We start from the raw sequence: 20,624 nt of genomic DNA, 5'->3' as shown, positions 1-20,624 counted from the left end.
AAAGATGGTAAACTCTAAGGTAGGGAAATTTCCCAAGCCCTGGCCGGCGGTGGGTTACAGCCGTTGTTGACGATTCGGCTTTTCTTCTTTATTGGTCAAAGTCAGATTACGCCTGATTTTTTTTATTCCGGTTTTGGACCTTTTGAAACAATAGTTCTCACCAAGCCTGGAAACCAACGTTGCAAACAAACAAGAACTCTCCCATGGGTTGTGAAAATATAAACTCTTTTCCGCTTAATTATAGCCTTCACCATAACTTTCGCAGCTTTATCTGTGGGCCACATTAAATTCGATGGACGTGGGTCTGGCCGTTCAGGATGCCACACCCCTTCATTATCAACCTTGGCAATCTCAGACACCACAAATCCGGGATGAATGGTCGTACAACTCACACCGGTACCCGTTAATTCAACCTGCAAGGTCTGACCAATTGAATGTACGGCAGCTTTTGAGGCCCCATAGGCTCCGACATTAGGATTGGGGATATAAGCTCCAACACTACCTACTAAACCTATGCGACCTTGTTTTTGCATCAAATGTGGTAGGGCATATTTTACTGTCAAGGCCAATCCGACAACATTAACTTGTAATTGCCTATTCCAATCCTTTGCATTTAGTCTATCTATACTACCAATAACACCAAATCCTGCATTGGCCACAGCAACATCTAAACGCCCCCAATAGTCGATTATGCTTTGAACTGCATTCCCTATTGATTTTTCTTCCGTAATATCAACTGGAACAGCCAATGCTTCGCCACCCAAATTCCTAATCTCAAGAGCAATCTCTTCTAATAATCCTCGACGTCTGGCAGATAGCGCCACTTTATATCCTAATCTTACCCACTCAAAGGCCATAGCTTTGCCAATACCAGAGGAAGCCCCCGTTATCCAAACAACGCTTTCTTTTGTGTTTGTCATATTAAGTTATTTTTTGACAGATTATAGATTCTCAGGTTAACGCACAGCCTGTTCGTGAATGCTGTGGTATTATCCCGCAGCGACCTATACACTAAACACAAGGTTGGCAAAAGTTTTTTTCAGGCGTTTTCGTTTTCTACCAGGTCAACACATTTGCCCATTTTAAAAGAAACATTGAAATAAGTGTAAGTCCGGCACTATAAAAAATTACCCCTTGATAATAGGATAATCTCGTTGGCCAATGTTTCCACATTTTTGTACCGTATTCTGTTTTCGCATCGCTACTGGTCAGCTTCCATAAAAGAAAAGCGAAGACTGCGAAGATCAAAACGGCTATTAATAATACCCAAACTTTTTCCATTTCTTAAATTTTTAATTTCATTCTTACTAGTAGCCAAAGGCCTGGTATATAAAGCGCAGTGACCAAATGGGAGCTGCGATTTCACATACATTGTCGGCGGCTGTTTTTCATATTTTCTATTGCATGACCGTTTTTTTAGAACAGTCTGCTATTACTCTATTTTAATTTGTCCGCAAGAGATCAATGTGTGATATTTTGGTGCAGCAACGCTTATACCGTAAACTAAATTTATGGGATTTTTATTGAGTTTATACCTATTCCTGGACGAAACCTTGAAAAATGGTGCATCTTGGTCTTGACCTTCAACAAATAACTTCGCCCTTGTTGTTCCATCAATTATTTTGCTTTTTAAAAGAATTCCCACATAGAGGGTTCGCTGGTTTTCGGGCTGAATTGATGTGGATAGATCAAACTGGTATTTATGTCCTGATTCAAAAAGATCTTCAAGTCGGGCTCCGAAATTGAAGTCGTCCTGTATTGAATCGGGAATGAACTTGTCAGGCACTAAAAAGGCCTCAAAGACAATTGTCGAATCCGGTAAAAGTCCAATTGGACTCTTAGGGAATTTGATATCTAATTTTATTGGAATGATCGTGTCGTTGAAAATCTCAACTCTGAATACCGTATACCTGAAATTCTCTCTGTTGGAACTCTGATAGAAACCTCCTCTGGGACCAGTATTCAGGATAGTAATGCCTCCAAAATTTCCAACATTCTCCTTGAAGTGAATGCTTGTGGAAGAATTAATGTCTGATTGCTTTTGAGCTACACTTCCTTTATCCTGTGTTTGAATGCAAGATGTAATAATGAGTACTGCGAAAATGTATTGAATGAAGAATCTCATTGTTTCTTTATAGCAGTCATTTTGTTCTTCTATTATAGGCGAAGCTCTATATAAGCCAAGCGATTGACTTTTCCGTCGTAATAGGCGAGAAGCCATAGTTAAATCAATTTCGGCTTATCCTGAATTTTAAATATAACGAAATCTTGTGCCTAGTGATTCCGCAGTCCTGCATTGTACATCTTGTTAGCAACCGGCTATAATTACTTTATTTTTCTGAAACAGGATAGATTTCGGATTTGGTATAGACAATAAACAGATATCCGATTAGCAGTCCGATAGCCGAAAAAATAATATCATTTTTGTCATACCTATTATTCCCACCCAGATTATGTATTTTCATTTCCTGAGTTATCACATAAATTCCGGTTTTCGCTACGCTCGGAACGTCAAGCCAAAGGCATGATGGATTATAATGGTATTAAGCTGTTTAAAATTACCTAACGAAATTATATTCATTTCTCATTAGCCAATCTCCTGTTTCGTCAAATTTAACTTCTTTTCGAGTAATAAAACGCGTTGGTCCCAGTATATATACATTTCTTATCAAGGCCTTCTTATTATTATCCTTGCCATAATATTCAGTAATAATTTTAACTTCATTGTTGGCCAAAGCTTCTCTTGACTTTACAGTAGTTTTATTTAATTGTAAACCATCTTTGGAAATTTTAATCTTTTCTTTGCTATTTGCATTTGGTTCTTTCGGGTAATTAATAAGGAGTTGAACCTGGTACTTATTTTTTCCCGGCACAACAGATGCATTAGCAGGCATTTTAAATGGCTAGTTCGTGCTATAATCTATATATGTCAGGGTTCCGTTCCATTCACCAGAAATCGAATTCAAATCATCAGGTGAAATTAAATTTTGAGAATACGTTCCTTGCGAGATCAGAAAAGTGAAGACAATTAATAGCTTGGTGAAAAAATAATTCATAATGTTAATTTTATGATGTCTTCAATAGTTTTTGCATGATTCGTTGCGGAAGAGAACTAAGATAATAAAAGTATGATAGCCATAGGATTTCGCCAGAAATCCTCGAGAGTCTCTTAAACGATCAGGAAATTAAAAAATATACGTTGCAGGCAGTAGTTGTTTCCTCAAATGAGATTGATCCAATCTCTTTTGTAAGTAACCAATTCATGTTCTTTCATCAGTTCGATATAGTCTCAACCGGGAAGTAATTCTCTTTCATAATCTCAATATATCTGGGGTCTTTACGGTAAGGATCAATTGCAGAACTACCGTTGATCTCAATTAAACTAAAATTCTTAAAATCCAGTTTTGCATAATTTGAAATCTTGTGCAAATAATAAAACAAGGAATCGGTTTCTTTCAAATGGGCAAAACAGACCACTTTTGCATAATCCATAGGGGTGTATTCAGACATATTAAATACTTCATAGGTCGTTTTTGCATCGCCCTTTTTTGAATATGACCAGGCCTTATTGGAATAATAACCTATTAGATTAAGCGATTTTAGTTGCTCCAGATATGGTTGTGCCTTTTCGTAATCGTCCTGGTATGCATAATAATCATGGAGGATTACATTTTTTTGAAATGGATTTAGCAAATCCATAAGAGCGCTATCACCTAAGATTTTATTGGCTTCTTCAAACCGTTTATTGTAATAAAAATTATTTAGTTTATCCACAATATATCTCGTATTTGTTGGATCTATTTCAAATATTCGTTTAGAATAGTGCATACTCTTGTTACGATCCAACAAAATGCAAGTGTAGTATTTATTCAAGGAATAAAGTAAATATAAGTTGTCAGGATCGTCTTTAAGAGCGCGCTCATAAGAGTAAATGAGTTCTCTTAGATCTTTTTTTATGGCACTATTTATAAGGCCTTCATTAAAAACAATATAATCTGGTCTTTGTAAAAATCTGTATTTTTCGAAGTGGGTTTTGGCTTCCTCAAGCTGATCGTTGACTAAAAGCGCATGAAGTCTCGTGTTATTAATTGGCTTGGAAAGCGGATCAAGCCGTTGTGCTTCAGTAATTTCCTTTAGAAAATTTTTGGCATCCGGTTGCGGTTTATCACGTAAATACATGGAAAAATGATGATGTGCTGTGGCATCATTTGGGTTTATTTCTATGGCCTTTTCAAAAAGTTCTTCGGCTTTGTCCCAATTCTTATTTTTCATATTAATAAAAGCTAAAACACTATAGGATCGTGAGGTATTTGGATTAATTGCCAATGCTTTATTTGCAAATGTTTTAGCTTGGGTTGTAGCCTCCTTCCAAGGCATATTTCCATATGTACTTAACAGCATGTAGGAATTGCCAATCTCAGCATAGGCTTCTGCAAATTGAGGGTCTAACTTAATGGCTTCTTTATATAATTCGATGCTTCTTTCAAGGTCTTCTGGCGTTCTGTTATCTGCAGTACTGCGTCCTCTGGAAAATAATTCAGAAGCCAAGAGGTTAGTAGTTGCAGGCGTATTTAGGTCTTTTTCTTCTTCAGGGCTTATAAATATTTTTAGTTGTTTTACGATTTTTTGAGAGACTTCTTGCTGAATCTTAAAGGCATCAATTAAATCTTCATTGTAGTTGTCTGCCCAAAGATGTTCGTCATTGGCTTTTAGAAGCTGGGCCGTTATAAGAACCTGGTTATTCTGTTTTCGCACACTGCCTTCAACTATATAGGAAACATCGAGTTCTTTGGCTATTTCAGGAATGGATTTGTCGGAGTCCTTGAACTGCATCACCGAGGTTCTGGAAATAACCCGCAAACCTTTAACTTTAGATAAATGCGTTAAGATATCTTCTGTAACACCAATGCTAAACCAATCATTAGAATAGTCATCACTCATATTTGTAAATGGAAGTACTGCGATAGATAATTTTTCAGTTGATACGGAGGCAACAACACCAGGATTAATCCAAATTAAGGCGATGGTTGCCACAAGGGCAATCATAATAACAGTATTTAATACCCTATTGCTTTTAGACCTCTTAGTATGGTTAACTAATTCCTCGGTCCTTTTAATTCCGGAAGATGTAAACTGGTAATGCCATGAAAAGATAACCCAAAGTGGCAAACCCAGTGCCAGTGTGATGGTGATGATTTGTAAAACCCAGGCGGGCGTATTCCAAATTGGCAATACCGTTGAAAATACTTGTAACACGAGCCAGGCAACTACTAAATAAGCAATTGTCTCTTTTAGAACATTTCTGCGCTTAAGCTCTTTGAGTAATTTATTCATTTTTAGCACTACTTCCTTAAAGGTAGAATAAATTATTAATGCCCATGGGTTCAAAATGCACTCTATTATGGATTAACATCATTTCAATAGAGTAATCCAGAAAATTATTATCAACGGTTCTGACAATGATTGTGTATTGCCTGAGCCAGGTTATGGCCATTGTTAGGATTTGGGTTTTGTAAGATGTATTAATAACTTACTGAAGTTGTTTTTTAACCTCTTCAATCGATTCCCTTAATACTTGCTTTACATCTTCAAATGTGGTGTCAGGATGATTGTTCCAGTCTCTAAATGGACTTTCTATAACTCGTCTGTTCTCGTATTCTTTGATGGTAAACAACACCAACCTGATAGCCGGTTTTAGAGGATCATTTTGCCATTGTCCGGTTACATCCTGTGTTGCTTTCCGAAGTGCACAGCGCAGGCTGTATTTATCGGAATTACTATTTTCATCACAATCGGAGTCGTCCTTTCTGTTCCATTTAGAACTTTCGTTTAACAGAGCATCTGCCTGCTCAAGGATTTCAAGGTCGGTCTTATCAAATACCAAATAATGTTCACTGCCATTTAGTAATTCACCTAAATCCGGATGCTTTTCTGAAGCCCTGTATAATTCAACCAACAAATTATTGGTCCTTCCAAGAATTCGGTGGTATCGCAGCGCAATATTTCTGTGATAGAGATGTAGTTTATTATAGGCTCGGAAGTATTTTTCATCCTGCAGTAACTGCTCAATATCTTTTCTAAACGGGACTTTGTCAACAATAAGAGGTCTTGAATTGATATTCAGCCCATATTGCCAGCCCGGGCTTTCCGTTACACTTTTTTCATTAATTTCTTGTTTGGTTTCAAAAGTGTTTGGATTAGCTTCGTACATGAGATCAACGCCCTTACGAAAATAAGATTCCTCATACCTGCTAATGTCTTTAAGAGTATAGTCAACCGCTTCAAGGTAAACCACAATATCATTTCTGAGTTTATTTGAGCTTAAAATATCTAATCTCCCTGAATTTATAAGGGACCGCGATGTTCCCATAACCGGACTGTAAACGGAACTACCAAAGCCACCAATATATTCTTCAATATCTTCAGGCATATCATTTTTCCAAAAAGCTCTTAAGACTTGGGCGCATTCTCTTGCCCTTCTTATATTAATTTCCCGAACTTCCTCTAATTCGTATTGTGATTTACTAAGATCAGAGATAAGTTGCTCTATAATGGCCTGTTCAGCTATTTTTCTATTGCGCTCTTTATTCCATTCATTGACTTGTAACGCCAGCAAAATTCCAATCATAACAAGAACGACCTCACCAATGGCGTATTTAAGATATTTGCTTGTTCTACCTTCTGAAAGTAAATCCTGCCTGATCCTCCGAAAGAATTTTATCATTATTATAAGTTTGTCAAAATGTGGGCTTACGGTCCCGGCTCTACCTTCCCTGCAACCGAAGCTACTGCAGGCAAGATGGCCCGGCGACTCAATGCACAGACCACTACAGGAATGATATATAAACCCTAAAGTAGGAAAAATTCCCAAGCCCTGGCCGGCGACGCGTTATAGCCCTTATTGTACGCCGGCATTTTATTCCAAAAGTCTTGAAGAATAGATTTCTGTAATTATCAATTGCTTTTCAGCTTTTCTGCTACTTCATCGTAATATTCTTGTGTAACTATTTCAGTCCAGGTAGTGGGTTGTTCACCACCGTATAAAGCCAAATAGGTAACATCACTAAACTTCGTTGAGGAATGCCAATGTTCTATGTCCTTCCCACATCTAATGACATCACCTTCTTTTAAAATGACCGGCTTCTTTCCTCTTTCCTGGTAATAGGCCTCTCCTTCAACAATTATCAGGACTTGTACAGAACTGTGTTTATGCCAGTCCAAGGTGGAGTTGGCTTTAAAAGTCGCCTTTGTAATATTATATCCTAATTCCTCGTCATCGTGAATAATGGCATTCAACCAGGCTTCCCCTAAATAGCGGGTATTTGGTGCTTTTGTGCCTTTTGTAAGGTACGAAGAGACATCGTATTCAGCGTTTTGGGAAAAGACAGATACAGAGCTTAAAATTAACAGGAGAAAAATTAAATATTTCATTTTATTGCAGTTTATGTATTTCTTATTTGTTCAGAATTTTTTGCTTTCGCACAACGTCTCTGGTTCAACCTTACCTGCAACAGTAGGTACCTCAGACAAGTATAATACGGCACAATATTAAAGCCGAGCGTCGATTTGGATCTGCCTCCTTAAGAGGAAGACATTAGCAATGGCAAAAGCGAGTCCTGGCTGAATCGGATTTATTGCCGGTTCCTTGTTTTATATAAAGGTAGGGAGTTTCGGGGACCTTCTGTAACAGTGCTTGATTATAGCCATTGTTGAGCATTTATCAATTATTTATTCTTTTTTAAATAAGCAATTCTTATATAAGGTATCCAAATCTTGTTTAAACTTAATTGCTTTTTCAGCTCTTTTGTATGCCTCTTTTGAATTTCTGATTACACTTTCTTTCATAGCCTCATTATTAATAGTTTCAATTGCTTTGAATGCCTTTTGCAATCTTAACATCACTTCAATATTACCGGCACCGTCTCTTGCTATTGGTCTAAATGCATCATTAAAAAAATCTTCCATTGAAATTCCAGGGACTTCTACACGATCATAAGTCACAGTATTATCATTTCTATTTTTGTTCTCTTTGTTCCATAAAAAAAGAGTCTCTCATGGCTCCCAATAATTTGGATGGCAGTACCTGGATCATTAATACCCGGGGATAAGGCTCTACTGGCTATTTCGGTCAATGAAATTAAAGCAAATCTAGGGTCTTCGTCAAATAATCTAGTTTGTCCCACAAGAATAGCTTTATTAATTCTATCCTGAATCTTGTCATTATCCAAATTTTGATTAGAGCTAAAATGGGCAATAATGTAATTATGGTGAACAAACTTACCTGGAATACAATTAAGTCGAATCCTTAATTCGCTTTCTTCAGCCAATATTTGCAATTCCTCCAAATTTACATGTTGAATATATCCAATAGATTTAGCGAACACAGCATTTCCGTTCTGAAATTCACCATTTGTTGGAAGTGCTTTTAAGTATGGGTTTTTTATATATGTGGATAGAGATTTAGATGCTACTGTTTCAAGCTGACTTATAGTATGCTCTAAACGACCTAATCTTGAAATTCTGTCGACCCATCTTAAAAAGGTGAGTATTACAATAGCGAATAATAATAATGTCAATAAAAATAGAATGAACCTTCCTGCCTTATCGTAATATCCATTATCCAAAGCTATAGTTGCCACTATACTAAATATGAACGCCCCTATAAAAATAGAAAGTGCATTCTGAGATACATCGTCCGTGACTACTATCTTAAAGGAACGTGGGGTTGCTGTGCTACTTGCTGATGAGAATGCTGAAAGCATTGACGCCACGGCAAATATAGATATGACTAACATGCTGGCTGATATGGTATCTAAAAGACCTCTAATGGAATTCTTATCAATATTAGGAACAAGGTTACCCATCCCTGTACCATCTGCCTGGTTTGCAATTAATGCACCAACTATGGAGAATATGCAAAACAAAAAAGGTCTAAACCATAATTGCTCGCGAATTCTATTGTAAAAAATGACTAGCTTTTTTCTCATTTAATTTTAGATTTTTAAGTAGTGCACAAAGATCTCGTCCATGAGCAGCTGCGTAGTGCCTCCGACCTGTATAGCGAACGGAGGGCAAAGCAATTAACTCTGCAGGTACACAACAAACTCAAAATTTGCGTCCCGATAGCTATCGGGACACAGAAGTAGTTGAGAACAGCTAATTTCGTGTAGCCCTTGTTTCCAATTGATTTTTATCTTTTGTGTTCCGGACTGTCCATCCCGGTTGTACAACCGGCTTTCCATTCGTCCGGTAAGTTCCCGTATGCAGGTACGCCTCCCTGGTCTTTCAACATTCTTGCCAGGTGAAGGCAATTCCAAACAAGGAAAGTGGTGTTTCTATTGGTAAAATCATTTTCAGGTCCGCCAGAACCTTCATCCCTGTAAGACGGTCCGGGCCCTGCTTCTCCCATCCATCCAGCATCGGCTTGTGGAGGTACCGTATAACCTATGTGTGACAGCGAGAATAGAATATTCATAGCACAATGCTTTACACCGTCTTCGTTTCCTGTTATAAGCGTAGCACCCACTTTTCCATAATCTCTGTATTGCCCTTTTTCGTTAAATTGATGAGTATACCCATACATTCTTTCCAATGTTCGGTTACAAACGGATGACTTTTCGCCTAACCAGACAGAGGTACATAAAATTAAAATATCACATTCGTCTACTTCTTTTTGGATCATTGGCCAATCATCCTTCTCCCATTCAGGTGTTGTAGACATATCTAATCCCAAACCCGCTGGAATAGTATAATCTACTGGTCTAATGATTTTTGTTGATGCGCCCACTGAATCAAAAATCATTTGCGCCTTTTTTATCAACCCTTCCGTATGAGATAATACAGGTGTTCTGTTTAAAGTACAATTCAGAAATAATACTTTTAGGTCATCATACTTCGCAGGTGGATTTTCGCAATGCTGTGCAGTCATTCTTTTTAGTTGTTCGCTCATCTTTTTCTTTTATGTTGGTTGTATAATTGTATTTTCATCTTAATTACTGCCAAAGGTCTGGTGTAAAATGAATAGTGCATCTGCACTCACAATCCTTTTCTGTTCTAGGCTGACTATTATTTTACTCTTTGGGGTTTTAGTTTTTCTATGAGCTCTGTGCTTACCCAAAATATGTCTATATTCTCATAATTATCCGAGCCCGTATTCCTGTTAAAGAATAGATATTTTCCATCTGGTGTCACACTTGCAGAAGCTTCCCAGGCTTTGGTGTTTATTTTATCTCCCAAATTAATAGGATTGCTCCAAGAACCATTATGTTGACGAAAACTGATATAAATGTCAGAATCGCCGTAACCACCTTCTTTTGGACTATCAAACAGTAAGTAGGATTCGTCGGGTGCTATAAAAGGGTGAAAGCTTTTTCCTGTATTGATCTTTTCACCGAGTAATTTTGGTTCCTCGTATTTACCGTCTATAAATCTTGAATATCGAATATCACCAGTAAAATCTGGTTTGAATTCATCAAAATAATAAGTTCCTTTTGAAGAAGCTGTAAGGCGCATAATTGGTAAACTGTCGAAAGGTGCGGCGAGTTTTTTTATTTCAGACCAGTCTCCGTTTTTCTCACGTTCCTTGTATCTTCTGCCGAGATGCATTGTCTTGCCATCTGGAGAGATAAAAGGCTGTCCCTGGCGAGAAGACATAACCGTCTCCTTCCATTTATTCCCAGCATTTTTATAAGCAACAAATTCTTGTTCCTCAGTTCCTTCAACTTGTCTTAGAAAATAAAATTCATTCATATCCGGACTAAATACTCCACTGTATTCCCACCCTACTGTCGTAACCAGATCAGGAGCAAAAGGTTCAGGTATTAAACCAGGAGGTTTTTGACCAAGATAAGGACTTTGCACGGTTGAAGAACCATCATCAATTGTGTTCGATTTATCTGTTTTACAAGCACTTAAAAACACTATAAATGCCAATACTGTGAAACTAATCATGCTATCTCTCATACTTCAATTTGTCTTTAATTATCGCCCAAGATTGGTTTTTGCGGAGTGCAACCGTTTTTGGGAGCATTATCCTATATATTGTTGTGCTAAGTAATTCTAATTTAAAGTTGCCGACTATAATGCAAAAGCCATCAGGATCTTTGATCAGAATTCCATGTATTACTGTTTTCTATTCGTGATTTAGGCTGCCATACATGATCAGAATTTTTCTTCATAAAAACCCAGCACCAATCCATTTGGCTCTTGTACATAGAAACTTCTATGGCCCCATGGCTGATTAATTATCTCCTGTTTAAAAGGAACATCCTTTGCTTTATACGTATTGAAAAGTTCGTCTATTTTTCTAACCTGAATACCTGTAAAAACACCTTGAGGCATGCGATAGTCCAAAGCAATATATTTATTTTCAGGATCTTTGGGCATTTTAAGTATTTCAATCAATCCTTCGCCTATCTTAAAAAGAGCGCCTTTGTCTTCTTCACTCCTATCCCAGGAATGCTCTAAACTGAAAACCAATTTGTTCTGGTAAAAATCAAAAGTTTCATCATACTTAGGGGTAAAATATGTAAAACGAAAAGTACTTGCATTATCTATCATGGTATCTTATCTAAATGTATTTTTAACTTATGCACATCGGTTATCTATATGACCGTTGTAATGGCTTATATACAATGTTGGCCTTTGTACCTGGTTAAATTAAAAGGAATATAAAAAAAGACAGGACGATTACGTTTATAACATAGCCGTGTGTATTTAGCCAGGCATTTACTTTTTCTAAATATTCTGGACCCTTTGGCCCCAATGAGAAATATATGGACAGCGGTAAAAGTGATATCAATAGAACGGCCCCAAAGAAAGGTAAAGCGTCCAAAAAGGGACTTGATTCACTATTCAATAGATTGCCAACAGTAAAGGCAATTGCAATGTCTGTTGGCATAAAGGCAATCAGACATACACCAATTATAAAAATTTTCCCCAATGAGCTGGTTGAAATTCCTTGCATCCATTTTGGTGATGCTGTAATCTTTTTACGATTAATTATCGAACGAATGATTAAGAATATGAACAGTGCAATTAAAAAATATTTTACCACCGGTCTGCCACCAATGGAAGCCTCCTTCAAACCTGTAATATTGGCCAGTGAGTAGTATAAATATGTTGTCAGTATTAAAGTAGATATTACCGCCAAAATGTAAACCAAAGAGCTTTTAATCGGGTCCTTTCTGGTAATGAGTAACATACCCACCAAAATCTGGGGTCCTAACATTACTGTTAATGCTAACGGTAAGATTGCAATCTCTACCATTCTTAAAATTTAGTAAGTCTGCCTAAGAGTTTACGTATGATCATATTTCGGATTTGCAACTCGCTTGTGCGGCTGGTGATTCGCGGATAAAACGCGAGCTGATTTGCCAGCGTCTTCCATTTAAACAAAATACTGTACTGTAAGGATAAATATTCTACCTGGCCTACTTACCTCAATTAATTGTACTCCTTGTTGTCTAGAGTACTATTTTACAAGTGCCTCTTCCTAATTTTGGAGAAATACCTAGAAATCGTAATAAAGATATATTATTTAAACTACCTTATAAAAAAGCGCTTTATCTGACAAATGGATTGGCTAATTACTAATTTAAATGGAAACATTAAATCAAATTTTAGAATCTGAAATTTTTAATTTTCGTTCTTACGCTTTAAAAGTTTCTCAATTGGTCAGTATTTTGGTGATCATTGTTGTAACCAAATTAATTCTTTGGGTACTTAAAAAAGCTTTTTTTAGTAAAAATAAGTCTAGTAAAATAAAAACAGGGAGCGCCTATGCCTTACTAAAAATCATTAAATATGTCGTATGGATTATTGCCATTGCATTAGTATTAGAATCCATTGGAATTAAAGTCACACTATTAATAGCAGGATCGGCCGCCTTATTAGTAGGTATTGGTTTGGGATTGCAGCAAACATTTAACGATGTAATATCTGGTATTATATTACTTTCAGAACGCTCTATAGAAGTGGGAGATGTTTTAGAAATTGATAATGATGTAGTTATAATTGAAAGTATAGGTTTAAGAACTTCCAAGGCCATGAATAGGGATGATATTTCTATTATCATTCCAAATTCTTTGATTACAACCAGTAAAGTAATTAATTGGAGTCATCAATCGCATCAAACCCGTTTTAAAATTAATGTTGGTGTAGCCTATGGAAGTGATGTTGATTTTGTGATTAAAAATCTAGAAAAAAGTGCCTTTGAGCATCCCGAGATTCACAATAAGAAATTAATTGAAGCTCGTTTGCTAAATTTTGGAAGCTCATCATTAGATTTTCAACTTTTATTTTTTAGTTCAAATATTTTTAGAATTGGGAAAATGAAAAGCGATATTCGAAGATTAATCAATAAAAATTTTACGAACAATAATATAGTAATTGCATTTCCTCAAATGGATCTGCATTTTAAGTCCGATATTCCCAAATAAAATACGTACGAATAGATTGATGATTCTCAGAACTAATTTTTTCGTCTTTCCGGAGCATTCTTTCAATGAACAATGTTTCTTTGGTCTTACAGAACACGGTTCCGGCTCTCCCTCCCTCCCATCCGCAGCTACGGCAGACAAGTATGACCCTGCGACTGTACGCGCGGGTCTTGTAACGGATTTGTTCTCAACTAAGATAGGAATTAAGAGAAGATCCCGGATGTAATGTGATATTGCTGTTATTGTAAAACGTTAGTATCTCTACCAGATATTTATGCTTTCAATAAATTCCGCGTCCCCTGAGACTTCGAGTTTAAGTTTAGAAGGAATAAAGCTTCTTCCTTTATACTCGGGCTTAGCTTCAAAACTTATTATTTTTCCGTCTAAGAGTAACTTTTCAACTGTTCCATCAAATCCTTCTTTGAAGTCCTGCACAAATCCCGGGACATATAGGGTGTTAGCCGGGATATCCTCACCACCAAACTCCAATGGCATCATGTAAATTTTAGACAACTCCCCTTTTTCATATAGATCAATGGCTTTTTCAATACTATCTATATCACTAAAATCAGGTCCGTTTTCCACTTCTTGCGAATATGATTTTAGGGCAAATAACACAATAAAGACTGATAAGATTACTTTTTTCATCAGAGAAATTGTTTTAAAGTTAATTCTATACTATTATTTTATCCCGGTTCTGGCAATGATTTCGACTTGATTGGAGTGAGCCAACTGGTGGTTTAAAGCCATTATTGGCGAAGGTTTTTTTATCATGTGTTTTAGTCCTGATTACCCGCTTCATTTAATCAGCTGAATCATCAGTTAAGACTAGTTTTTTAAGGCCGATCCCAATTTCTGAATTTCGATGCACATTTGCAAAATATTCAGCACCTGGTCCCATGGCAAATAGAGGCACTACTGCAGCTGTATGCACTTTCGTCGACCATTTTACCTGCATTTTCGGGTAATTGTCAAAATCGGCAACTGGTACTAATCCTCCGGTTTCATGATCGGAAGTGAATACGACCAGTGTTTCCCCATTTTGTTTCGAAAAATTCAGAATAAGGGCAAGAGTTTCTTGTATGGATTTTAAACCCTTCAACACTCTTTTCGAATCATTTTCATGAGAAGCCGCATCCATTTCTTCGCTCTCTACCAATAATACAAAGGGCCTGTCTTGTAATGACATGAACCTTAAGGCAGTGTTGGTTAATTGCAGGAGATTTGGAGATGAATTCAAATCCTGAATTTCATCTTCCTTAAAAATAGCAGCGACAGGGTCTGAGCTTTTAGCACCGTCTGGAAGTTTCAAAGATTTATCCATCAATTGAAATCGCTTTTGTAAAATTTCAATTGTTTCATTTACTTCGGGAACGCCATCTTCACCTACGTCCTCTAGTTCACCGAATAACAAATCTATTTCACTGTTGGCTATCTGTGTTAATATGCTTCTGGCATCATCCTCATTTCTTATATGTGCTGCAAATGCTGCCGGAGTACCGTCCCAAATGTAAGAGTCGGTTACTATACCTGTGCTATAATTATTAGAAGAGGCCACTTCAAAGATATTTTGTAAAGGATTCTGGTCCTTATCAATACCAATGTGACCAAAGTTTGTAGAAACTCCTGTAGCCATGGCAGTTGCAGATGCTTCTGAATCTGTAAGTGGCCCATAAACAGATCTGGCATCGTGCCATCCTTTAACATCAAATTCCTGCCAGACCGAAGTTTTACTTTCTAACTGTTGGGTTTGTAAAGCAAGAGATAAGTGGCCAAAACCCATTCCATCTGCAATAAAAAAAATGATGTTTTTGGGTTTTTTATCCGGGTATTCAGGATGTACTTTGCTGAAAGCCTTCCCGGGAGAAAATTCAATGTCAGATGAAGGTATTGAAATGGAAATATTGAATATATACATTAAACCCGAAAGAAGAACAACTATGGCGAGTGCTGTAAAAAAGCTAATTTTTTTCCAATTTCTCATACTATTTGCTAGCGTTTATTATAAGAATCGCAGCAACCGAATGGCAGCTGTGATTTTATATGCCTTACTGGCAGTAGTTATCTGATTTTCATTTCATTTATTCAGAAAGTACAAATTGCCATGATATACCGTATTTGTCTTCACACCATCCGAACTTCTTACCAAAACCATAATCTCCCTCACCCTTATAGTTATCCAGCGGAACCATGATCTGACCGCCATTTGAGGAAAGCTTTTCAAAAATTGTTTGTATCACTTCATCAGAACTATCAATGATAAGGAGTGATACAGCAGGAGTAAATGACCATTGATGATTGTAATTACTTTCAGAAACCATGTATTCGGTGCCATTTAATGTAAATACTCCATATTTAATCAGTTCGGGGGTGCCTCCTGCCTCTCCCTCAGCGTACTTTGTTACGCTTTTAATTCCGGAATTAGGAAAGGTAGAGGTATAAAAATTTATGGCTTCCTCAGCCTTGCCGCATTGACTCCCCACGAAAGTTAAAAACGTTGTTGTTTTCATATTTTCACTTTTTACGCTCTTAATATTTTTTCCATTTTACGACCCTTCGCCAGTTCATCAATCAGTTTTTCCATTTGTCTGCATTGTTTATACAATTCAAATTCATCCTCTATTTCTTCAATCCGATAACCACAAACAACTCCTTTAATCATGTGTGCATTGGGATGTATTTTAGCTTTTTGAAAAAATGTTCTAAAAGTCACCTTTTCATCTATAAGAGCTTGTAGTTGATCTTCATCAAAACCCGTAAACCATTCTATAACCTGATGGAATTCTTCTTTCGTTCTACCATTCTTTTCCAGTCTGTTCCAGTAAAGGGGATAGATAGCTGCGAAGATCATATTCGCAACTTTTTCATTTTTTTCGGCTGTAACCTTCATTTATAATTTTTTAATTAGTGAGGGTTTTTAATTATTCATGATATCCCTTTTGAAACAGTCTTTTTGAAATCCACCAATAATTTCCACTGGGATCGATTATTCCGGATTGTCGGTCCCCATAATCCATATTGGCTGGTTCAAACTCCACCTTTGCTCCGCTATCGACTGCTCTTTGATGGATGATGTCAACGTCGTCTACATACAAATACATCGATGTTCGCATATTCAGGAATTGTGCTCTGGCCTGACTTATCATAAAGCAGGAATACCCTATTTTCAAAATAGCATTTGCAATTTCTCCATTTTTAGGATTTATGGTACGGCTGATTTCTTCCGCAAAAAATGCGTTTTTAAGAAATTCAATTAATTGGCTTGGATCTTGTGAAAACAAGTATGCATTCACAGTTCCAAATCCTTCCGGTCTATATGTGTTAAAAATTTTATTCATCCCAGTAATTTTTCGAAGCTAGTTGGCAACGGTCCGTGCTCTACCATCCCTAAAACGGAAGCGCTGCAGACTAATATGGCCCGGCGCTTCAGTGTGCAGACCATTTCAGGAATAATTATTAAACTCTAATTTAGGAAAATTTCCCCAGGCCCCGGCCGCTGATGAGCTGTAGGCATTGTTATGGGTAGTAATATTTATTACTTTTCAAGTTGTCTATTATAATCTTGTGCATCATAGGTGCCAACAGACTTTTGAATAAGTCCTTGTTTATTCATCGTCCATTCCTCAAACCCGCTAAAATTAACTTTATTTCCGGTTCCTCCGGGTCCGGTATTTGTTCCCTTAAAAGTCCAGTAATATCTATAAGTTTCATTTTCAACAGTGAGACTGTCCATAGTTAATTCCATATCCGGAAAAGCTTCCATATAGGATTTAGCAGTTTCGGCTAATTGTTTTCTGCCCATAGCAGGTATTCCATTATTTACAGTGAGCATACCATCCTCAGCATAGAATGATGCCATTTTTTCAGGTTGTTTACTATTCCAGGCATCCGTATATTTTTGACCGAATTCTACCATTTTTTTGTATTGGGAATTCTCTGATTTACATCCAGCTGCCATCACTAAGTATGTTACAATAATTAATACTAATGGGGATTTCATCTTCATTACTTTTTTTTTCGAATGGGCTCTAACGGTTGGGCTATGGGTTGTTACGTGTCCTGATAACTACCGTGTCAGAAGTAAGCGAGAACATGCAATATCTAATAGCCATTGACATCCGTAGTCATATTTTATTTTATCGAGTCAGTTTTTCAGGCGTGAGATAAAACTGGAAACCTCCATTTTTTGTTTTTGAAATAATCTGCCTTGTCTTTAATTACGAACAAAGTATCTCCGGTTTTAAGCAAACTTCTTTGGTAATCGGTCTCATCTAATGGGGTAAATCCCAACACTACCCTTTTTATGGTTGTATCCGTTATGAATTGAATTACATCCTTTAGCTTAACTCCTTCTTTTGAAAATACATCATCGAGGTAAAGCGTACCATCTGCAATGTGCATTAGAATTGCCGCTTTGAGCTGTTCAAGGTAATAAATACTATTTTTCTTAAAAGAGGAACAGTAAAACATAATTAAGGATATATTGTTTTGCATTGACAATTTAGATATAGGACGAGAATCATTTACCAAACTCAGAAATAATTCCCTGTCATTTTTATCATCTATATTGAGTTTTTTAAATGATGGTTTTAAAGTGTTAGTACTCCTTGGCGCCGTTGAATATTGGTATTCATCTACTATCTCGAACCCAAATTTCGGGTAGAAATCAAGAACACTGTCGTTTGCAAAAAGATATATAAAATCAGATTTATCTTTCCATTCGTTTATAACTTGTTTCATGATATACTGACTAAGTCCCCTATTTCGGTATGCCTTGTCGGTCATGACAGTACCAATTTGAATCGCTGCTTTTTTCTCATTTTCGATAATAAACTCCATTTTATTTACCGAAACATTTGATATCACTTTATTCTTATGCAATAATGAATACGGAATATAATTGTCAATCCAGTAGCCATTTTGGTACCAATTTTCGAAATTAAAATCAAAAGTAGCTTCTGTCAGCGCATTGAAACTTGTTCTGATTTCCTGGTCGTGTTTAAAGTCTTTTGCGAATCCATAGTTTGTATGGTTGATTTCTATAAACTTCATCAAGTTTTTATTTCTGAAACCTTCTTTTAATTCTACGAAACGGTTTTGTGTATGAAACTTAGTTTGGAAAATAAGCCATAATTTTCTGGCCTAACTGAAAATTGGCAAATTGCAATGCATTCCGATTGGGAATTCAACCGCAATGGAGATATACAGCTTGTTATGCGTTCGTACTTTTATTCTGATTTATGTACCTCCATTTCGATTTCAACCATAAATTCAGGAAGTGCCAATTCCTTTACTCCAATCCACGAACCGGTCGGAAAGTGATTTTTGTAAATTTCAGCTCTGTATGCAGATTTTTCCAACATTAACGGCATATTGGTGGTGAAAATATTTTCTACAACAACATCATCAAAGGTGCAACCGTAATGTTTTAATATTTTTTCCAAGTCTGAATAGCAGTTTTTAATTTGCTGTTCCAGATCACCTATTGCGGTTGGATTTCCTTCATTATCCATACTAACAGCACCAGAAATTTTAATACTATTTCCAATTTTCACAGCATGAGAATATCCATATGCTTTTTCAACTTCCGGGCGCAGTAAAAAATATTCAGGTTTTTCTGATACGACTAGTACTTCTTTTTCTGCTTCTTTCTTTTCTTCTTTTTGTTCGCAACTTTGCAATCCAAAAGCAAAAGCCAGAAGCGCAATAAATAATGTTAGTCGGTTGGTTGTTTTTTTCATCATTAAGAATGTTTAGTGCCTACTCTGCTCGTTTTTCGGCTACCCCGTTTTTGTAATGAGTTTAGTCTTTCAGTATGGCGTACAATGATGCTGACTCTACCTTCCCTGAAACCGAAGTGGCGTCGGTTTAGCTATGAAATGTGACCAGAAAGGTATGTTTTACAGCTGTTGTCATGCGCGTTTATCTATTTCTATATTCTGATGTATATATGTTCTAAATTTATGATACGTTCAATATGTTACCTGTCCAATTTCATTTCCTCAGCCGTGATCAACAAATCACTCCACTTTCCTTTGTTTGCTTGTCTTAAGAAAGCGAAATCTGCATGATCCTTGACGTCATTGAAGCCATCCCAACCTCTGGTCATAGCTCTGGTTAAGAAAGTATAGGCCTGGACGATATCTTTGTGTTGAGATAAAGCTAGTGCTTTACTTGCTTCAATAAAATCCTGGGTTGTTACCATTCCGTAAGATCTTGCAACAATTAGGTAGTGTTCGGCAGCAGTTGTATAGTCTTGAGCGTTCATCGCTTTCCTGGCAAGACGTAAATTTGTCTCATAATTAAAGATCCGCTTTTTTGCTCTATTTTCGGCTTCTTCAACAGTAGGAATGCTGTAGTCAAATCCCATAGATTGGGCATATTCCTCAACACTTCGGCTAATCCCCATTTCTTCTCTGCGAATTTGAACACCTGATTCATCTTCAATTGGATAAAACTGACCTTCGGTTAAGCCATTATTGGTTGAACTTTGAGTTGCGTAAAGTTGCATTTCACCTCTGGAGACCTGTACCCGATCATACAAATAGGCATAATTACTCGGGTTCGCTTGTCCATTATCTACTGCTGTTTTTAGGAGGGTCAGGCACTTTGCCTGAAACAATGGATTTCTATCAGCATGTTGAATGATCAGCCAGGCTCCGTTGCTTGCCTCTTTACCCACTAGATCATAAGTTGGCCACACATATCTGGATATTATTTCTCTCATTCTGGCTGTATTCTTTCGATCAACAGCAATAACCTCCCTGGTGAAATCTATGAATTTTTGTGAGTTATTCTTCCCTTTCCTTATCATATTAGCCCATTTGATTCTGTTCTTCTGATCATTTTCCCGCATCTTCATAATTTCCTTGGAAATATCCGGGAGCTGTACGGATTGCTTTGTCTTTTGGCTAAAAGAGTGTTGTTGGGTAAAAAAGAGAGTCATTAAAAGAAGAAGAAGAAGGGCTTGTCTGGAATTCATGTTTTAAAAAATTAGATGTGTTTAAGCCGTAATTTAAACATCAGATAAACAGTCCTCAGAGAATTTTCTTTGCACCTAAGGGTCTCGAATTACCGTCCGTTATATTTTAAATTTACTAATTTTCGGTTAAGATCTGACCATTACAAAACTGAGTGGATTCTGAGGTAGCCGTCCCGATAGTTATCTGGACGCCGTAATTGCGG

21 protein-coding genes and 1 pseudogene are annotated in these 20,624 nt (G+C 36.9%); 1 reads left to right on the top strand and 21 read right to left on the bottom strand.

Features of this window, described 5'->3' with window-relative positions; genetic code table 11:
• Positions 1 to 122: 122 nt before the first annotated feature.
• The 12 genes and pseudogenes from EQY75_RS05295 to EQY75_RS05240 form a co-directional block, all read right to left on the bottom strand.
• Positions 123 to 920: an SDR family NAD(P)-dependent oxidoreductase gene (locus tag EQY75_RS05295; RefSeq protein ID WP_129603518.1), complete on the bottom strand. Its 798-nt coding sequence runs from the start codon at positions 918 to 920 to the stop codon at positions 123 to 125.
• Between the two features lie 136 nt (positions 921 to 1,056).
• Positions 1,057 to 1,281: a hypothetical protein gene (locus tag EQY75_RS05290; RefSeq protein ID WP_129603516.1), complete on the bottom strand. Its 225-nt coding sequence runs from the start codon at positions 1,279 to 1,281 to the stop codon at positions 1,057 to 1,059.
• 151 nt (positions 1,282 to 1,432) lie between these two features.
• On the bottom strand, positions 1,433 to 2,125 hold the full coding sequence (locus tag EQY75_RS05285; RefSeq protein WP_129603514.1) for a hypothetical protein: 693 nt from the start codon (positions 2,123 to 2,125) through the stop codon (positions 1,433 to 1,435).
• A 433-nt stretch (positions 2,126 to 2,558) separates the two neighbouring features.
• A complete protein-coding gene (locus tag EQY75_RS05280; protein ID WP_129603512.1) occupies positions 2,559 to 2,894 on the bottom strand; it encodes a hypothetical protein in 336 nt (111 codons plus the stop codon).
• Positions 2,895 to 3,273: 379 nt separating this feature from the next.
• Positions 3,274 to 5,046, bottom strand: coding sequence for a tetratricopeptide repeat protein (locus EQY75_RS05275; protein ID WP_165200533.1), 1,773 nt, complete (start codon positions 5,044 to 5,046; stop codon positions 3,274 to 3,276).
• A 484-nt stretch (positions 5,047 to 5,530) separates the two neighbouring features.
• Positions 5,531 to 6,724: a DUF6197 family protein gene (locus tag EQY75_RS05270; RefSeq protein WP_129603508.1), complete on the bottom strand. Its 1,194-nt coding sequence runs from the start codon at positions 6,722 to 6,724 to the stop codon at positions 5,531 to 5,533.
• A gap of 230 nt (positions 6,725 to 6,954) precedes the next feature.
• Positions 6,955 to 7,431, bottom strand: a complete 477-nt coding sequence (locus tag EQY75_RS05265) for a cupin domain-containing protein (RefSeq protein ID WP_129603506.1) — start codon at positions 7,429 to 7,431, stop codon at positions 6,955 to 6,957.
• A 297-nt stretch (positions 7,432 to 7,728) separates the two neighbouring features.
• A pseudogene (locus EQY75_RS05260) lies at positions 7,729 to 8,987 on the bottom strand (DUF2254 domain-containing protein).
• 203 nt (positions 8,988 to 9,190) lie between these two features.
• Entirely contained in the window at positions 9,191 to 9,949 is a 759-nt protein-coding gene (locus EQY75_RS05255) for a flavodoxin family protein (protein WP_129603504.1), read from the bottom strand.
• 116 nt (positions 9,950 to 10,065) lie between these two features.
• Positions 10,066 to 10,962 carry a TolB-like translocation protein gene (locus tag EQY75_RS05250; protein ID WP_129603502.1) on the bottom strand — a complete coding sequence of 299 codons (897 nt, stop codon included), beginning with the start codon at positions 10,960 to 10,962 and terminating at the stop codon, positions 10,066 to 10,068.
• Positions 10,963 to 11,160: 198 nt separating this feature from the next.
• Positions 11,161 to 11,559 (bottom strand): VOC family protein, encoded by a 399-nt coding sequence (locus EQY75_RS05245; RefSeq protein WP_129603500.1) that lies wholly within the window; start codon positions 11,557 to 11,559, stop codon positions 11,161 to 11,163.
• 94 nt (positions 11,560 to 11,653) lie between these two features.
• A complete protein-coding gene (locus tag EQY75_RS05240) occupies positions 11,654 to 12,268 on the bottom strand; it encodes a GAP family protein (RefSeq protein ID WP_129603498.1) in 615 nt (204 codons plus the stop codon).
• A gap of 331 nt (positions 12,269 to 12,599) precedes the next feature.
• Between EQY75_RS05240 and EQY75_RS05235 the strand changes: the two genes are divergently transcribed.
• On the top strand, positions 12,600 to 13,439 hold the full coding sequence (locus tag EQY75_RS05235) for a mechanosensitive ion channel family protein (protein ID WP_129603496.1): 840 nt from the start codon (positions 12,600 to 12,602) through the stop codon (positions 13,437 to 13,439).
• 261 nt (positions 13,440 to 13,700) lie between these two features.
• On the opposite strand, the gene EQY75_RS05230 is transcribed toward EQY75_RS05235, so the two are convergent.
• The 9 genes from EQY75_RS05230 to EQY75_RS05190 form a co-directional block, all read right to left on the bottom strand.
• On the bottom strand, positions 13,701 to 14,087 hold the full coding sequence (locus EQY75_RS05230; RefSeq protein WP_246020017.1) for a hypothetical protein: 387 nt from the start codon (positions 14,085 to 14,087) through the stop codon (positions 13,701 to 13,703).
• Between the two features lie 154 nt (positions 14,088 to 14,241).
• Positions 14,242 to 15,423: an alkaline phosphatase gene (locus EQY75_RS05225; protein WP_129603494.1), complete on the bottom strand. Its 1,182-nt coding sequence runs from the start codon at positions 15,421 to 15,423 to the stop codon at positions 14,242 to 14,244.
• A 97-nt stretch (positions 15,424 to 15,520) separates the two neighbouring features.
• Entirely contained in the window at positions 15,521 to 15,949 is a 429-nt protein-coding gene (locus EQY75_RS05220; RefSeq protein ID WP_129603492.1) for a VOC family protein, read from the bottom strand.
• Between the two features lie 11 nt (positions 15,950 to 15,960).
• On the bottom strand, positions 15,961 to 16,329 hold the full coding sequence (locus tag EQY75_RS05215; protein ID WP_129603490.1) for a DUF2200 domain-containing protein: 369 nt from the start codon (positions 16,327 to 16,329) through the stop codon (positions 15,961 to 15,963).
• Between the two features lie 31 nt (positions 16,330 to 16,360).
• On the bottom strand, positions 16,361 to 16,777 hold the full coding sequence (locus EQY75_RS05210) for a VOC family protein (RefSeq protein ID WP_129603488.1): 417 nt from the start codon (positions 16,775 to 16,777) through the stop codon (positions 16,361 to 16,363).
• Between the two features lie 197 nt (positions 16,778 to 16,974).
• Positions 16,975 to 17,445 (bottom strand): nuclear transport factor 2 family protein, encoded by a 471-nt coding sequence (locus tag EQY75_RS05205; protein ID WP_246020015.1) that lies wholly within the window; start codon positions 17,443 to 17,445, stop codon positions 16,975 to 16,977.
• Positions 17,446 to 17,591: 146 nt separating this feature from the next.
• Positions 17,592 to 18,491, bottom strand: coding sequence for a GNAT family N-acetyltransferase (locus EQY75_RS05200; RefSeq protein WP_129603486.1), 900 nt, complete (start codon positions 18,489 to 18,491; stop codon positions 17,592 to 17,594).
• Between the two features lie 176 nt (positions 18,492 to 18,667).
• The gene (locus tag EQY75_RS05195; RefSeq protein ID WP_129606961.1) at positions 18,668 to 19,180 is read right to left on the bottom strand and encodes a RidA family protein; all 513 of its coding nucleotides are present in this window, start codon (positions 19,178 to 19,180) and stop codon (positions 18,668 to 18,670) included.
• A 239-nt stretch (positions 19,181 to 19,419) separates the two neighbouring features.
• Positions 19,420 to 20,421 carry a DUF6624 domain-containing protein gene (locus EQY75_RS05190; RefSeq protein WP_129603484.1) on the bottom strand — a complete coding sequence of 334 codons (1,002 nt, stop codon included), beginning with the start codon at positions 20,419 to 20,421 and terminating at the stop codon, positions 19,420 to 19,422.
• Positions 20,422 to 20,624 lie beyond the last annotated feature (203 nt).

The sequence above is a fragment of the Muriicola soli genome (genome assembly GCF_004139715.1).
Lineage (GTDB): Bacteria > Bacteroidota > Bacteroidia > Flavobacteriales > Flavobacteriaceae > Muriicola > Muriicola soli.
Note: the sequence above shows the minus strand (reverse complement) of the source record. Positions and strands in the feature narration are given on the sequence as shown.

Excerpts from the sequence above, each read along its gene's own strand:
- EQY75_RS05295 (WP_129603518.1), bottom strand. The coding sequence starts at position 920 with ATGACAAACACAAAAGAAAGCGTTGTTTGGATAACGGGGGCTTCCTCT.
- EQY75_RS05290 (WP_129603516.1), bottom strand. The coding sequence starts at position 1,281 with ATGGAAAAAGTTTGGGTATTATTAATAGCCGTTTTGATCTTCGCAGTC.
- EQY75_RS05285 (WP_129603514.1), bottom strand. The coding sequence starts at position 2,125 with ATGAGATTCTTCATTCAATACATTTTCGCAGTACTCATTATTACATCT.
- EQY75_RS05280 (WP_129603512.1), bottom strand. The coding sequence starts at position 2,894 with ATGCCTGCTAATGCATCTGTTGTGCCGGGAAAAAATAAGTACCAGGTT.
- EQY75_RS05275 (WP_165200533.1), bottom strand. The coding sequence starts at position 5,046 with ATGATTGCCCTTGTGGCAACCATCGCCTTAATTTGGATTAATCCTGGT.
- EQY75_RS05270 (WP_129603508.1), bottom strand. The coding sequence starts at position 6,724 with ATGATAAAATTCTTTCGGAGGATCAGGCAGGATTTACTTTCAGAAGGT.
- EQY75_RS05265 (WP_129603506.1), bottom strand. The coding sequence starts at position 7,431 with ATGAAATATTTAATTTTTCTCCTGTTAATTTTAAGCTCTGTATCTGTC.
- EQY75_RS05255 (WP_129603504.1), bottom strand. The coding sequence starts at position 9,949 with ATGAGCGAACAACTAAAAAGAATGACTGCACAGCATTGCGAAAATCCA.
- EQY75_RS05250 (WP_129603502.1), bottom strand. The coding sequence starts at position 10,962 with ATGAGAGATAGCATGATTAGTTTCACAGTATTGGCATTTATAGTGTTT.
- EQY75_RS05245 (WP_129603500.1), bottom strand. The coding sequence starts at position 11,559 with ATGATAGATAATGCAAGTACTTTTCGTTTTACATATTTTACCCCTAAG.
- EQY75_RS05240 (WP_129603498.1), bottom strand. The coding sequence starts at position 12,268 with ATGGTAGAGATTGCAATCTTACCGTTAGCATTAACAGTAATGTTAGGA.
- EQY75_RS05235 (WP_129603496.1), top strand. The coding sequence starts at position 12,600 with ATGGAAACATTAAATCAAATTTTAGAATCTGAAATTTTTAATTTTCGT.
- EQY75_RS05230 (WP_246020017.1), bottom strand. The coding sequence starts at position 14,087 with ATGAAAAAAGTAATCTTATCAGTCTTTATTGTGTTATTTGCCCTAAAA.
- EQY75_RS05225 (WP_129603494.1), bottom strand. The coding sequence starts at position 15,423 with ATGAGAAATTGGAAAAAAATTAGCTTTTTTACAGCACTCGCCATAGTT.
- EQY75_RS05220 (WP_129603492.1), bottom strand. The coding sequence starts at position 15,949 with ATGAAAACAACAACGTTTTTAACTTTCGTGGGGAGTCAATGCGGCAAG.
- EQY75_RS05215 (WP_129603490.1), bottom strand. The coding sequence starts at position 16,329 with ATGAAGGTTACAGCCGAAAAAAATGAAAAAGTTGCGAATATGATCTTC.
- EQY75_RS05210 (WP_129603488.1), bottom strand. The coding sequence starts at position 16,777 with ATGAATAAAATTTTTAACACATATAGACCGGAAGGATTTGGAACTGTG.
- EQY75_RS05205 (WP_246020015.1), bottom strand. The coding sequence starts at position 17,445 with ATGAAGATGAAATCCCCATTAGTATTAATTATTGTAACATACTTAGTG.
- EQY75_RS05200 (WP_129603486.1), bottom strand. The coding sequence starts at position 18,491 with ATGAAGTTTATAGAAATCAACCATACAAACTATGGATTCGCAAAAGAC.
- EQY75_RS05195 (WP_129606961.1), bottom strand. The coding sequence starts at position 19,180 with ATGAAAAAAACAACCAACCGACTAACATTATTTATTGCGCTTCTGGCT.
- EQY75_RS05190 (WP_129603484.1), bottom strand. The coding sequence starts at position 20,421 with ATGAATTCCAGACAAGCCCTTCTTCTTCTTCTTTTAATGACTCTCTTT.